We start from the raw sequence: 14,005 nt of genomic DNA on the forward strand, positions 1-14,005 counted from the left end.
CATAACGATCCACATACAAAAAAAGAAAGGAGTCTCCCATGGAAAAAAGTATTTTTACCAAAATCATGGACGGTGAAATTCCTGCTCGTATCGAGTATGAGGACGAGCACGTCATTGTCATCCACGATATTGCACCAAAAGCACGCGTTCACTTGTTGATTATCCCGCGTAAGCCGATTCCCACGCTCATGGATGTAAGCGCCGAGGATCTGCCGCTGATCGGGCATATCCACCATGTAGCGCAACTCTTGGCGAAAAAGCTGGAGCTGCCAGGTTTTCGCTTGATTAACAACTGCGGCAAAGAGGGTGGACAAGAGGTTTTCCACATCCATTATCACCTGTTGTCCGGTTTTTACGAATAAAATTGAAGTAAAGGTTGACCTTCTTTAGTCAATTATCCTATAATGAAGTGTGACAGTCTGTTCGTACGTTCGACTCAGGCGTCCCACGGTTTTAGCGGAGGGAGGGAAGACAAATGGCAGAAATTCGAGTCAAGAAAAACGAGTCTTTGGATAGCGCACTTCGCCGCTTCAAGCGTGAAAGCGCAAAATCCGGGGTGATGGCGGAACTGCGTAAACGTCGCCACTTTGAGAAGCCTAGCATTAAGCGCAAGAAGAAATCCGAAGCAGCTCGCAAACGCAAGTTTTAATTGACGGAGGGCTCATCATGAGTGTAATGGAGCGACTCGATCAAGATATGAAGCAAGCAATGAAGGACAGAGCTGCTCTAAAACTCTCTGTTATTCGCATGGTGAAAGCCGCATTAAAGAACGAAGAGATTAACAAGGGCAGACTTTTGTCTGAAGACGAAGTGCTGACCATCTTGACTCGTGAGTTAAAACAACGCCGTGAATCCCTCCACGAATTTGAGAAGGCAGGCCGCGTGGAACTTGCCTCGAAAACGCGCGAAGAGATCGACGTGCTCTCCGCTTACTTACCCGCTCAGCTTAGCGAAGACGAAATTCGTGATATCGTTCGGGAAGGTATCGCAGCTACCAATGCCTCCTCCAAAAAGGAGATGGGCAAAGTGATGGGTGCGATCATGCCGAAAGTGAAAGGCAGAGCAGACGGAAACCTCGTGCAAAAGATTGTATCTGAGGAACTACCATCGTAGACGAGAGTAACACCTCATATAGATACGAACAGAAAAACTCAACCTGTAAAGGTTGGGTTTTTCTTTTTTTCCAAATGTAAAATAAATATGAAACGATTGCCAACCTCTTTCGTATACCTTATTGCACACACGTTGAAGCTGATAGAAGGAAAGGAGGTACATGCAATGAGTGCAACAAGGCTAGTAAAAAGCCGCGTGCGATTGCTTTTTTCACTTCTTTGCCTGATTATGGGAATGACCATGCTTCTTGCTCCCGCGTCCACAACAGCCAAGACCTATCAAAAAGCTGTCTGGATTCCAGTAGATAGCACCATCGAGCGAGGGCTGGAGAGCTTTTTACACAGAGCATTTGCTGACGCACAGAAGCAGCAGGCAGACCTTGTTATCTTGCATATCAATACGCCAGGTGGAGAAGTTAACGCTGCCGACCAGATTGGGCAGTTGATCCGTCAGGCTCCCATGCATGTGATAGCCTACATTGATAATCAGGCTTTTTCAGCGGGAACTTACATCGCCCTGAATGCAAATGAAATTATTATGACTCCAGGTAGTAGCATGGGGGCAGCCGCACCGATTGACATGGCAGGGAATGCGGCAGACATTAAGTTCATTTCCGGTTGGAGCAATAAAATGAAGGCGGCAGCTGAGCTGAACAATCGCAATCCTGACGTTGCTCGCGCGATGGTGGAAATCGATACAGAATTCCCGGGATTAAAGCCAAAAGGCACGGTGCTTTCTCTTGATGCCCAACAAGCGAAGCAGTTGGGTTATGCAGATGATGTGGTGTCCAATAAGGAAGAACTGCTCAAAAAGCTCGGCATTCAGTCAGATTCCCTCCAGGCGATTGAGCCAACTGGTGGAGAACTGGTAGCAAGATGGGTAACGAGTCCCATTGTGATGAGCCTTTTGCTCATCATTGGTTTGGGAGGAATTGTAGTAGAACTGTTTGCCCCTGGCTTTGGTGTTGCGGGGACGATTTCGCTCTTCGCGTTTAGTCTGTACTTCTTCGGGCATTATGTAGCGGGATTTGCCAACTGGTTGCACATAGGATTGTTTGTCATCGGAATCTTACTGATGCTTCTGGAAATTTTTCTTCCGGGCGGCATTGTCGGTGCGATTGGCTTCCTGAGCATTGTGACTGGTCTCGTAATGGCAGCCTACGACACGAAGCAAGGGCTGGCATCCCTGGGTGTGGCTGCTTTGATCACGGCAATTGTTACGTTCCTGTTAGTGAAGAAATACGGGGTCAAAGGTCTATTCAGCAAGTTTGTCTTGGGTGAGACGCAAAGCAATGAAGAAGGTTACGTAGCTCCGCGCGATCAGCGTGAGCTGGAAGGAAAATCAGGCATCGCCCTGACACCATTGCGCCCGGCAGGGGTCGTCAAGGTGGAAGGAAAACGTGTGGATGCTGTATCGGTTGGTGGTTTCATTGAAGCAGGTACCGCCATCACCGTTGTGCAAGTAGAAGGCACGCGTATCGTCGTTGCCGAACTAGAACAAAAGGAGTGAGCTCTACATGTTTGAAAGTGGTTTGATTCCCCTTATTTTTATGGTGGCAGTAGCCATCGTTGTACTTTCAGTTTTCTTCTCATTCGTACCAGTCATGCTCTGGATTTCTGCACTGGCTTCCGGTGTGAATATCGGGATTATTACCCTCGTCGCAATGCGCTTGCGTCGCGTCATACCATCCCGTATCGTGAATCCGTTGATTAAAGCGCGTAAAGCGGGCTTGCAGCTGGATACAAATCAATTGGAGAGCCATTATCTCGCAGGCGGTAACGTAGACCGTGTAGTAGATGCGCTCGTAGCAGCACAACGCGCAGATATTCCACTTGGCTTCGAACGCGCAGCAGCCATTGATCTGGCAGGTCGTGATGTTTTGGAAGCGGTACAGATGAGTGTTAACCCAAAAGTGATTGAAACACCTGTGGTAGCAGCCATGGCAAAGGACGGTATCGAGCTGCGCACTCGTGCCAAAGTAACGGTTCGTGCCAACATCGATCGATTGGTCGGTGGTGCTGGTGAAGAAACAATTATCGCCCGTGTAGGTGAGGGGATCGTATCGACTATTGGTTCGTCAAAAGGACATAAGGATGTATTGGAAAATCCGGATCTGATCTCCAAAACGGTATTGAACAAAGGTCTGGATGCCGGAACCGCTTTTGAAATTCTCTCGATTGATATTGCGGACGTAGATGTAGGGAAGAACATCGGGGCACAATTGCAAACCGACCAAGCAGAAGCAGATAAACGTATTGCCCAAGCGAAAGCGGAAGAGCGTCGTGCCATGGCGGTAGCCCAAGAGCAGGAAATGATCGCGCGCGTACAAGAAATGAAGGCAAAAGTAGTAGAAGCCGAAGCGCAAGTACCACTCGCTTTGTCCGAAGCATTGAAAAGCGGCAAAATGGGCGTAATGGATTATTACAACATGCAAAACATTGCTGCTGATACACAAATGCGTCAATCCTTCGGGCATGCAGGTGACAAACAAGATCCTGCTACGCCAGACGAGAAAGAATAAGGGCGATTGCCATGGAAGATCTTATGGATCTCGTCGCAGATTTACTGGATTTAGTCGAGTGGATCATCCCGCTCATCGGCAAGTTCTGGTTTGTCATCCTTGGTTACTTAGGATATAAAGCTCTTGGAAAAACCGGAAAGAAGAAGATGTCTCAAGGCAAGAAAATGCCTCCGCTTACCCCGGCTACAACGTCGGATATCCCGAAGGAAACAGAGGATTATGGCAGGGAGACGGTGCGAGCATCCTCCAAATACGAGCCACTTCAGCAAGAATCGATGGAAGGGATTGGAGTCGAGCAGGAATGGGCATTTTCCAGTCCAGCTCGTGCTTCAACGGGTCCGACCATCACAGTGAAGCAATCGGAATCAATGAAGGTTGCTGATTTAGACCGAGCGAAAACACTCACATCAAAACACGGCAATCCCCGTGATGGCATGAAATGGGCGCTCATTTTTGGAGAGCCGCGCTCAAAGGCTCCGTACGCTAAGCAGGTTCGGCAAAGAAAGATTTTATAAATAGTAGCTAGTCAAACAGGTGAACTTCGGTTCGCCTGTTTTTCATTGATTGATACGCAATGTTTTCATGTCGAAATATATCGAATAACTTGTCTTGTTTCTCATATCCTTGTTGACTATCCTGAATGTAATGAAAATTCCTCCAAATAGAAGAAGGGACAGAGGTCAAGCGATGAATCAACAAATTTTTGAGCAAATGGGGCGGTTTCGTCAAAAAGTGATTCGGCTTGCCATCTTCGAAAACAAATCAGTATATGAAACAGCGATCGCATGCGGTTGTTCAGCTGAGAAAGTAAAGCGAGTCATGAAAAAATGGAAGGCGCTTACAAAAGAAAGCAAATAATCAATAGGTTTTGTGGAATGTATTTCAAAGTATGAGTCCTCATCTGCTTGCCAAATCGCGAGCGATGAGGGCTCTTTTTTTGTGACTGTTTTTGATGAATGCCACTTTATGCTCGCGCATACGCATAGATAAGAATGGTTTTGCACCTGCAAACAGATGAGATCGTCATATTCGCCAATATATAGAACGAGAAGGGGGGCTAATCCATGAAGCGTTGGAGCCGCCGTCTGCGCCAGCTGGCCGGAGGGGTGTTGGATCTGCCGCAAGATGTAGTCCTGGAAGTCCCGCGCATCACGATGATCGGTCATTTGCAAATGTATATAGAGAATCATCGAGGAGTCTTGCATTTTAGCGAAAAAGAGCTTCGTCTGTTGTTGACGAACGGTCAAATGATTGTTTCAGGTGAACAGCTTGTCATCCGAGCGATTTTGCCTGAGGAGGTTCTGTTAGAAGGCAGAATCGGTGGTGTGAAATTTTTGGAGACAGGACCACAGAGCTCGTAATCTTGGTAAAGGTAGGGGGCGGCACGTATGCGGTATGGAATCAAGGAGTGGGTGGATGGACATGTAACCATTACCGTTCGGGGAAAACGGTTTGAGCGGATGCTGAATATGGCCGTACGGGATGGAATTCGAATCTGGAATATTCGCAGGGTAGGAGAAGAGGTGACTCGCTGCGATATTTTGATTCGGGATTATTTTCGTTTACGTCCGCTTTTAAAAGAGACAGGCTGTCGCAGTCACGTGGAGGCAAGAGACGGGCTGCCTTTCTGGCTGCTGCGTATACGTAGACGATCTGGATTGGCAATTGGGGCTGCCCTTTTTTTCATTGGATTGTACATGCTCTCCTCCTTTGTCTGGAGTGTTGAAGTGAGCGGGACGAAAATGGTAGATCCGCGTCGAGTGATTCAAGCTGCCGAACAAGTGGGGATTAAAGAAGGGGCATGGAAGGTCAAACTAAAAGAACCGTTGGTATTGCAAAAAGAGCTGTTGAGTCTGCTGCCGGAAGCGTCCTGGGTTGGAATTGAGATTCAAGGAACCAAGGTCATGCTTCAAGTGGTTGAAAAAGAGGCTCCCGTAAAGCCGCTTGCAACTGGTCCTCGTCATCTTGTAGCGAAAAAGAGGGCTGTCGTCCATAAAATTCTCCCAGAGGTTGGCCGCAGTCAGGTTGTGAGCAATCAATTGGTAGAAAAAGGCCAAGTTCTCATTTCCGGGATCATTGGCAATGATACCCGACAACAAGCCGTATCAGCTCGAGGCAAGGTGCAAGGGGAAGTGTGGTATATGAGCAACACATCTGTCCCGCTAAAACAAACGATGCACCGTTTGACGGGAGAAAAGCTGCAGCATCAATACCTGCTCGTAGGACCCTATGCGGTATACGTGTGGCCATTTGAAAAACAGTCCTTTGCACAAGCCGAAATGGCAGAACAACGGTATTTGCCCTCGTATGCGGGATATACTTCACCACTTGGCTGGAAGACAGTAACGTACGCGCAAACAGAACCCGTTCAAACAGAAATGAGCGTGGAGGAAGCGACGGAACTGGCTAAAAAATTCGCCAGGGAGGATATCTTGAAAAAAGCTGGAAAAGATGCGTTCATTCAGGACGAAAAAGTTTTGCACGTCACAACAGAGAATGGTAAAGTTTACGTAAGCATTCATTTTTCCGTCATTGAAGATATTGCCATTGAACAGCCTCTCGTTGGGCAGTGAGGGATGGCAAGCAAATGACGCATTGCTGATTACCGTTGCAAGGAGATGGAAGCCTGTTGCACGTACAAGATGAGGTAAGAATCCCGTTTTCAGACGCATCTGAGGCCTTGCTGTTGTTCGGACCACATGACGCGTACCTAACACTGATCGAGCAAAGAAGTTCCGCCAAAATTATGACCCGAGAAGGCGAACTGGTTATTAGCGGGGATAAGCCGGAAGTGGACAAACTGACAGCGTTGATTGAAACTCTGCTACAGTTGATTCGCAGAGGGATTGCCCTGTCCGAGCGAGACATCTCTTATGCGATGTCGTTGATTGAACGGGGAGAAGGTGCCCAACTGCTCGATGTGTATGATGAAGAAGTCGCTCGTACCCAACGTGGCAAAGTAATCAGGGCAAAGACTTTGGGCCAGCGTCACTACTTGTCTGCGATCAAGAAGCATGACATTGTGTTTGGAATTGGACCAGCTGGTACCGGAAAAACGTATTTGGCTGTTGTCACAGCAGTAAATGCGTTGAAAAATGGGCGTGTCAAACGGATCGTTCTTACCAGACCGGCCGTAGAAGCGGGGGAGAGCCTTGGATTTTTGCCAGGAGATTTGCAGGAAAAAGTAGACCCTTACCTGCGTCCGCTCTATGATGCCTTGTACGACATGCTGGGTAACGAACAAGTCGCCAAAATGATGGAACGCGGACTCATAGAGGTTGCACCTTTGGCGTACATGCGTGGTCGTACGCTCGAAGATTCCTTCGTTATTTTGGATGAAGCCCAGAACACGACTCCCGAGCAAATGAAAATGTTTTTGACCAGGCTTGGCTTTGGTTCCAAAATGGTCATTACGGGTGATGTGACCCAGGTGGATTTGCCAAAAGGCAAGAAATCCGGATTGCGAGAAGCACAGCGCATCTTAAGTCCGATTTCAGATGTAGCCTTTATTCATTTCCAAGAGGGAGACGTCGTTCGCCACAGTCTGGTACAAAAAATCATTGCTGCATATGCCAAGGAAGAAGTAGAACACGGCTATTAATAAATGGCGTCACAAAAAGGAGATCGTTTACCTGTGTTATCTGTAGAAATCCTACATGAAGAAATCGATGCGATCGATGAGAATTTGCAAAACCTGCTCGTTCGTTGCCTGGAAGCAGCGGCAAAGCTGGAAGACGTACAAGGAGAAGTAGTTGTCACGCTGGTGAACAACGAGCGCATCCACGAGTTGAATCGCGATTATCGTGGCGTTGATCGGCCTACGGATGTTCTGTCCTTTGCGATGAACGAACCGGGTGAAGGAGAAATGGAAATCTTCATCGATGAGGAAGAGGCCAGCGAGTTTCCGAATATGCTTGGAGATATCATTATCTCAGTGCCAAAAGCACATGAGCAGGCCGAAGACTATGGCCATTCATTCGAACGCGAACTCGGATTTCTCACGGTTCATGGTTTTCTTCACCTTCTGGGTTATGATCATGGAACACCAGAAGAAGAGAAGGAAATGTTTTCACGTCAAGAAAAGGTGCTGGAAGAAATCGGCTTGACGAGGTAGGAGATTACGTTGAAGGAATGGCGACGATTGATTCGCAGCTTCGCCTACGCTTTGCAAGGAATTTCCTATACCGTACGGACACAGCGAAACATGCAAATCCACGTAGCCGCAGCCATTTTGGTGCTGGCGGCAGCGTGGTGGCTGCAGATACCCCGCAGCGATGTTTTGCTGGTCCTTTTTTCTATCGGTCTGGTCTTCTCCTTGGAGCTGGTAAATACCGCGATTGAAGCAGTCGTTGATTTAGCTTCCCCGGAATGGCACGCCAAGGCAAAGATTGCCAAAGATGTGGGAGCAGGAGCTGTGCTTGTGGCGGCAATCCTGTCCCTCATCATCGGAGTCCTCGTATTTGGACAGCCACTGTTGCAAAAAGTATGGGGATAGTTTTTACTAGTGGTACCGGACGGGTCATTCCAGTTGACCTTTCAGTCTGGTTTCTTCGTGTCTCTTTGGACACATCTTGCTATGAAATGATGTTAAAGATCAATCATATGAGGAATGATGAGAATGGATAAACAATCATTGTTAGCACAAGCAATCGAAGCCAGAAAGCTTGCTTATGTACCGTACTCCAAGTTTCAGGTAGGTGCAGCTCTTTTAGCTGAGAGTGGCAAGGTTTATTTGGGAGGCAATATTGAAAATGCAGCGTACTCGCTGTGCAACTGTGCAGAGCGTACGGCTCTTTTCAAAGCGTATTCGGAAAATGATCGGACTTACAAGGCTTTAGCTGTCGCTGCCGATACTCCGCAAGCTGTATCACCGTGCGGGGCTTGCCGACAAGTCATCGCGGAGCTGTGCCCGCCGGACATGCCTGTATTTTTGACGAATCTCAAAGGCGACCTTTGGGAAACGACAGTATCTGCCCTGCTTCCAGGCGCATTCACCAAGGAGGATTTACGTGGATAATCGCAAGACCAAGCAATCGTTTAAATCTGGCTTTGTCTCCATTGTGGGACGTCCAAATGTTGGAAAATCAACCCTGTTGAATCATATTGTGGGACATAAAATCGCCATCATGTCGAATAAGCCGCAAACGACACGCAACAAAATTACGGCGGTTCATACGACAGAAGAAGGACAAATTATTTTCTTGGATACACCTGGGATTCACAAGCCCCAATCCAAACTCGGAAACTATATGGTTTCGGTTGCCGAAAATACATTGAACGAAGTAGACCTCGTTTTGTTTGTTGTCGATGCAACAGAAAAACGCGGTGCTGGGGACGATTACATCATCGAGCGGTTGAAGCAGGTCAAAACGCCAGTATTTTTGGTCATCAACAAAATTGACAAGGTGCACCCGGAAGCACTGCTGCCAATTATTGACGATTACCGCAAATTGTATGATTTCAAGCAAATTGTTCCAATCTCTGCTCTGGAAGGTAACAATACAGGATCATTGCAGCAGGCTATTTTGGGTGAAATGGAAGAGGGCCCGATGTATTACCCTGCCGACCAGGTGACAGACCATCCGGAACGCTTTGTAGCAGCCGAGTTGATTCGGGAAAAAGTTCTGCATTTGACCAGAGAAGAAGTACCTCACTCCATTGCGGTCGTCATTGAAGAAATGAAGCGAGGCGAAAATGGCAAAACGCTTTACATTTATGCGGCTATTTACGTTGAGCGGGATTCCCAGCGGGGTATTTTGATCGGGCAAAAAGGCCAGATGCTCAAAGAAATTGGTCAACGCGCGCGTAAGGATATCGAGCGACTGATGGGGGACCAGGTATTTTTGGAGCTCTGGATCAAAGTGAAAAAGGATTGGCGCAACCAAGAGCGGATGCTGCGTAACTTCGGTTTCTACGACGAGCAATAATATTCACAACGCGATGTGTTAATTTTTCCAAGGCATAGAATAACGGGCAAAGGTGATTCTAAGAAGGAAGTGGATAGACCCGATATAGGAAAGGATGATGCTCCTTGCTTCGTGACTTTTCTTGGAGAGTTTTCGCTTCAACCGGTGACATCCATGCTTACCTTCTCTACCGTGATCACCATCAAACGGATGTTTCCAGTGAGGAGACCTCGTTTGATCTCGCCCAGGAAGAATTGGGTGACACGCAGGCATGCTTGTAAAGTGGGAAGGGATTGTCATTCGCAGTGTGGACTATGGCGAGTCCAGTAAAGTGATGACATTGTTTACCCGGGAGAACGGCAAATTAGGCGTGATGGCCCGTGGTGCCAAAAAGACCAAAAGCCGTCTTGCCGCCGTCTCCCAGTTGTTTTCGCATAGTTATTATCTATGCAAGGCAGGACCCGGTACGGGAATGCCTGATCTCTCTCAGGGAGATATGCTGGATTCGTTCCGGGATATGCGGCAAAGCCTGACTGCTACGGCTTATGCCGCATACATAGCAGAGCTTTTGGATCGACTGACGCAGGAAAGAGAGCCGAATCCCTACTTGTTTCAGCTACTCCTTCATACGTTCCGCTATTTGGATGAAGGACGAGATGCTGAGATCCTGTGTCGGATTTTTGAGACCAAGATGCTAATGGTAGCGGGTATCTCCCCGCAGCTCACGGCGTGTGCAAACTGTGGCGAACAGCGCGAGCCCTATGCGATCAGTGTAGGACAGGGCGGCCTGTTGTGCCCAGTTTGCCTGCCTTCCGATCCATACGCTATGGCAGTTACACCCTCGACCTGGAAGCTGTTACGGCTGTTCCAGGTATTTGATTTGGAGCGTCTTGGTGACATTGAAGTAAAACCGGCTACACGCAACCAGCTCAAGCATGTGCTGCGGAGTTTCATGGACGAGTATCTGGATCTCAGGCTGAAAAGTCGAGCATTTCTGGAACAACTGGAGCGTATGGAAAGAATGACGCAAACAGATCAGGACTAATTGACATACGAATTTGTTTTCGTTATGATAAGAACCAAACTTGTATACCGAATGTTGCCATGAAGGAAAAGAGTAGTCGGCCACTGGCTGTGAATAGCGAATCGGGGATAGTGGGAGCCCGGTCACCATGCTGATGAAGGGCGTTCTGGAGCAATTTAATTTTAAGGTGGGCGAAGAAGTCATTCGCCAAGTAGGGTGGAACCGCGAGAATCCTCTCGTCCCTACACTGTCGCATCAGGCAGTGTAGAGGCGGGAGGTTTTTTTAGTTTCGACTTAAAGCCTAGTAAATCATTTAGAGGAGGAAAAAGCATGAAAATGACATTTCAAGACATCATTTTGACGCTGCAAAACTTTTGGGCAAAGCAAAACTGTCTCATTGTCCAGCCGTATGACGTTGAAAAAGGGGCAGGTACGCTCAACCCAATGACCTTCCTTCGTTCCATTGGACCTGAGCCGTGGAATGTGGCATACGTGGAGCCTTCCCGCCGCCCGGCAGACGGACGTTATGGGGAAAACCCGAACCGTCTGTATCAGCATCACCAGTTCCAAGTAATCATGAAGCCATCTCCGGACAACATTCAGGAGCTGTACCTGGAGAGCTTGCGTGAACTCGGAATCGAGCCACTGGAGCATGATATCCGATTTGTAGAGGACAACTGGGAGCACCCAGGGCTTGGCGCATGGGGTTTAGGCTGGGAAGTTTGGCTGGACGGTATGGAGATCACACAGTTCACGTACTTCCAGCAAGTGGGCGGTCTGGAATGTAAACCAGTAGCAGTCGAGCTGACTTACGGACTGGAGCGTTTGGCCTCCTATATTCAGGAAAAAGAAAATGTATTCGATCTGGAATGGTGCAACGGGTATACGTACGGAGATGTATTCCTGCAACCAGAATACGAGCATTCCAAATACACATTCGAGCTGTCTGATGTCGATATGCTGTTCTCTCTTTACAATACGTATGAGTCTGAAGCAAAAAGACTGATGGCGGAGCGACTGGTTTACCCAGCATATGACTACGTACTGAAATGCTCCCACACCTTCAACTTGCTGGATGCGCGTGGAGCCATCAGTGTGACGGAGCGTACAGGTTACATCGCTCGTGTACGCAATCTGTCTCGTGAAGTAGCACAAACCTATTATAAAGAGCGTGAGCGCCTCGGTTTCCCGCTTTTGCAAAAAGGCAACGCGGACGCTGCGGATCAAGTGAATCAGGTGAAGGGAGAGGATACAAATGAGTAAGCGCGATCTACTCGTAGAGGTTGGTTTGGAAGAAATGCCTGCTCGTTTTGTCGCACAGGCAGCGGCACAATTCAAGGAAAAAGTAGAAAAGTGGCTGACTGCTGAGCGCGTGCCGTTTGATCAAATTACGGCATTGGAGACACCTCGTCGTTTTGCCCTGTTGATCAATGGACTTGCAGAAAAGCAACCTGACCGCAATGATGAAGCGAAAGGTCCTGCACGCAAAATCGCACAAGATGAAGCGGGGAACTGGTCTAAGGCAGCACTCGGTTTTGCACGAAGCAACAATGTTGAGCCTGACCAACTGTATTATAAAGAAGTAAACGGGATCGAGTATGTTCATGCTCGCAAATCCGAAGCGGGAAAACCAACTACCGAGCTTTTGCCGCAACTGGCTGAAGTGATCACTGGTATGAGCTTCCCGAAAAACATGCGCTGGGGCGCACGCGATTTGAAATACGTTCGTCCGATTCGTTGGCTGGTTGCTTTGTTCGGCGATGAATTGATCGATCTGGAGATTGCTGGCGTAAAAAGCGGACGCGTTTCTCGTGGACACCGCTTCTTGGGAACAGAGGTTACGTTAAATCACCCAAGCGAATACGTGAGCAAGCTGGCTGAGCAATTTGTCATGGTGAATCCTGATGAGCGCAGAGCAGCCATTGTAGAACAAATTCATCGCTTGGAGAAGGAAAATGGCTGGACAATTCCAATGGACGAAGGGCTTCTGGATGAGGTAGTCCATCTTGTAGAATATCCGACCGCTCTTTACGGTACGTTCGAGCAAGAATTCCTTTCCATTCCACGTGAGGTTTTGGTTACCTCCATGCGTGAGCACCAGCGTTATTTCCCTGTTGAAAACGCACAGGGTCAATTGCTGAATCATTTTGTGACAGTGCGAAATGGAGACAGCCGCGCTCTGGAAAACGTAGCGAAAGGGAATGAAAAAGTTCTTCGCGCACGCTTGTCTGATGCTCGTTTCTTCTATGTAGAGGACCAAAAGCTGTCCATTGAAAGCTGCCTGAAACGCTTGGAGACAATCGTTTATCACGAAGAGCTGGGAACAATCGGTGATAAAGTTCGCCGTGTACGCAAAACAGCTGCGCAAATGGCAAGCAAGCTGGGTGTGAGCGCGGAAGAAACCCAACAAGTAGACCGTATTGCCGAAATCGCAAAATTTGACCTCGTTACCAACATGGTAGGCGAGTTCCCTGAACTGCAAGGGATCATGGGTGAAGATTATGCGCGCAAAGCGGGTGAGTCCGACCTCGTTGCGAGTGGCGTATTTGAGCATTATCTCCCGCGTTTTGCAGGGGACAAAATGCCTGCTTCTGCTCAAGGCGCTATCGTCAGTTTGGCTGACAAGATGGACACGATCGTAGGCTGCTTCTCTATCGGTATTGTGCCTACTGGCTCTCAGGACCCGTATGGTCTGCGCCGTATGGCAGCGGGAATCGTTACGATTTTGGTTGAGCGCGACTGGCAAATTTCTCTTGCCGATCTGTGGAATGCTGCGATGGAAGGCTATGTAGCACAAGGCGTAAACAAGAGAGCGGCAGAAGACGTGAAAAAAGACCTCGTAGACTTCTTCGCACTCCGTCTGAAAAATGTCTTGCAGGATCATGGCGTTCGTTACGATGTCATCGACGCCGTTCTTGCTGCCGACCTGACACTGGTTCCAGAGGTGCTGGCAAAAGCAAAAGCACTGATGGGAGCGGTACAAACAGAAGAATTCAAGCTGATTGTGGAGCAGTTTAACCGGGTGAACAACCTGGCGCAAAAAGCGGAAGCAGACAAGGTCAATGAAGCTCTGTTCGCTGAAGATGTGGAGCGTGCCTTGTATCAGGCATTCCAAGCTGTTCAGAAGGACGTAGACAGTCTGAAGGATCAAGAGAAGGTGCTCGCAACCTTGTCAACCTTGCGCCAGCCGATTAACGCATTCTTTGATAAAGTAATGGTCATGGCAGAAGATCAGGCAGTTCGTGCGAATCGTCTGGGGCTGCTCTTGCAACTTTCTCGTGTGCTTTATCGCTATGCGGATTTTTCCAAAGTTGTATTCGCGTAAACAAAATAAAACCGGTGCCTTCGTCTGAAAATCAGGCGGGGGCACCTTTTTTCCGCGTGAAAGAAGGAATATCCCGTCGAATAGAGTAATACTAGGAAGAGGTAAAGACAGAACCG

The 14,005-nt window shown here is 48.3% G+C and carries 18 protein-coding genes; all 18 read left to right on the forward strand.

Features of this window, described 5'->3' with window-relative positions:
- Positions 1-38 precede the first annotated feature (38 nt).
- Positions 39-362, forward strand: coding sequence for a histidine triad nucleotide-binding protein (locus HP567_RS13850; protein WP_012685763.1), 324 nt, complete (start codon positions 39-41; stop codon positions 360-362).
- Positions 363-475: 113 nt separating this feature from the next.
- Complete coding sequence (gene rpsU, locus HP567_RS13855; protein ID WP_007727630.1) at positions 476-649, forward strand: 30S ribosomal protein S21; 174 nt, start codon at positions 476-478, stop codon at positions 647-649.
- Positions 650-666: 17 nt separating this feature from the next.
- A complete protein-coding gene (locus HP567_RS13860; protein ID WP_007727628.1) occupies positions 667-1,113 on the forward strand; it encodes a GatB/YqeY domain-containing protein in 447 nt (148 codons plus the stop codon).
- 165 nt (positions 1,114-1,278) lie between these two features.
- Positions 1,279-2,622 (forward strand): NfeD family protein, encoded by a 1,344-nt coding sequence (locus HP567_RS13865; RefSeq protein WP_173611461.1) that lies wholly within the window; start codon positions 1,279-1,281, stop codon positions 2,620-2,622.
- Between the two features lie 7 nt (positions 2,623-2,629).
- On the forward strand, positions 2,630-3,634 hold the full coding sequence (gene floA, locus HP567_RS13870) for a flotillin-like protein FloA (protein ID WP_173611460.1): 1,005 nt from the start codon (positions 2,630-2,632) through the stop codon (positions 3,632-3,634).
- A gap of 11 nt (positions 3,635-3,645) precedes the next feature.
- The gene (locus HP567_RS13875) at positions 3,646-4,149 is read left to right on the forward strand and encodes a hypothetical protein (protein WP_173611459.1); all 504 of its coding nucleotides are present in this window, start codon (positions 3,646-3,648) and stop codon (positions 4,147-4,149) included.
- 172 nt (positions 4,150-4,321) lie between these two features.
- Positions 4,322-4,492 carry a sigma-70 family RNA polymerase sigma factor gene (locus HP567_RS13880; protein WP_173611458.1) on the forward strand — a complete coding sequence of 57 codons (171 nt, stop codon included), beginning with the start codon at positions 4,322-4,324 and terminating at the stop codon, positions 4,490-4,492.
- 206 nt (positions 4,493-4,698) lie between these two features.
- Positions 4,699-4,995 carry a sporulation protein YqfC gene (yqfC, locus tag HP567_RS13885; protein WP_007727617.1) on the forward strand — a complete coding sequence of 99 codons (297 nt, stop codon included), beginning with the start codon at positions 4,699-4,701 and terminating at the stop codon, positions 4,993-4,995.
- Between the two features lie 27 nt (positions 4,996-5,022).
- Entirely contained in the window at positions 5,023-6,207 is a 1,185-nt protein-coding gene (gene yqfD, locus HP567_RS13890; RefSeq protein ID WP_173611457.1) for a sporulation protein YqfD, read from the forward strand.
- Positions 6,208-6,263: 56 nt separating this feature from the next.
- Positions 6,264-7,235 (forward strand): PhoH family protein, encoded by a 972-nt coding sequence (locus HP567_RS13895; RefSeq protein ID WP_173611456.1) that lies wholly within the window; start codon positions 6,264-6,266, stop codon positions 7,233-7,235.
- Positions 7,236-7,268: 33 nt separating this feature from the next.
- Positions 7,269-7,748 carry an rRNA maturation RNase YbeY gene (gene ybeY, locus HP567_RS13900; protein WP_173611455.1) on the forward strand — a complete coding sequence of 160 codons (480 nt, stop codon included), beginning with the start codon at positions 7,269-7,271 and terminating at the stop codon, positions 7,746-7,748.
- Between the two features lie 9 nt (positions 7,749-7,757).
- Positions 7,758-8,129, forward strand: a complete 372-nt coding sequence (locus HP567_RS13905; protein ID WP_173611454.1) for a diacylglycerol kinase family protein — start codon at positions 7,758-7,760, stop codon at positions 8,127-8,129.
- Positions 8,130-8,252: 123 nt separating this feature from the next.
- On the forward strand, positions 8,253-8,651 hold the full coding sequence (gene cdd / locus HP567_RS13910; RefSeq protein WP_173611453.1) for a cytidine deaminase: 399 nt from the start codon (positions 8,253-8,255) through the stop codon (positions 8,649-8,651).
- On the forward strand, positions 8,644-9,561 hold the full coding sequence (gene era / locus HP567_RS13915; protein ID WP_047072508.1) for a GTPase Era: 918 nt from the start codon (positions 8,644-8,646) through the stop codon (positions 9,559-9,561). The genes cdd and era overlap by 8 nt, the downstream gene beginning before the upstream one ends.
- 104 nt (positions 9,562-9,665) lie before the next feature.
- Positions 9,666-9,821, forward strand: a complete 156-nt coding sequence (locus tag HP567_RS13920) for a YqzL family protein (RefSeq protein ID WP_012685773.1) — start codon at positions 9,666-9,668, stop codon at positions 9,819-9,821.
- Entirely contained in the window at positions 9,812-10,585 is a 774-nt protein-coding gene (recO, locus tag HP567_RS13925) for a DNA repair protein RecO (protein ID WP_173611452.1), read from the forward strand. The genes HP567_RS13920 and recO overlap by 10 nt, the downstream gene beginning before the upstream one ends.
- A gap of 309 nt (positions 10,586-10,894) precedes the next feature.
- Positions 10,895-11,827 carry a glycine--tRNA ligase subunit alpha gene (gene glyQ / locus HP567_RS13930; protein WP_173611451.1) on the forward strand — a complete coding sequence of 311 codons (933 nt, stop codon included), beginning with the start codon at positions 10,895-10,897 and terminating at the stop codon, positions 11,825-11,827.
- A complete protein-coding gene (gene glyS / locus HP567_RS13935; protein ID WP_173611450.1) occupies positions 11,820-13,889 on the forward strand; it encodes a glycine--tRNA ligase subunit beta in 2,070 nt (689 codons plus the stop codon). The genes glyQ and glyS overlap by 8 nt, the downstream gene beginning before the upstream one ends.
- Positions 13,890-14,005 lie beyond the last annotated feature (116 nt).

The organism is Brevibacillus sp. M2.1A (assembly GCF_013284355.2).
Lineage (GTDB): Bacteria > Bacillota > Bacilli > Brevibacillales > Brevibacillaceae > Brevibacillus.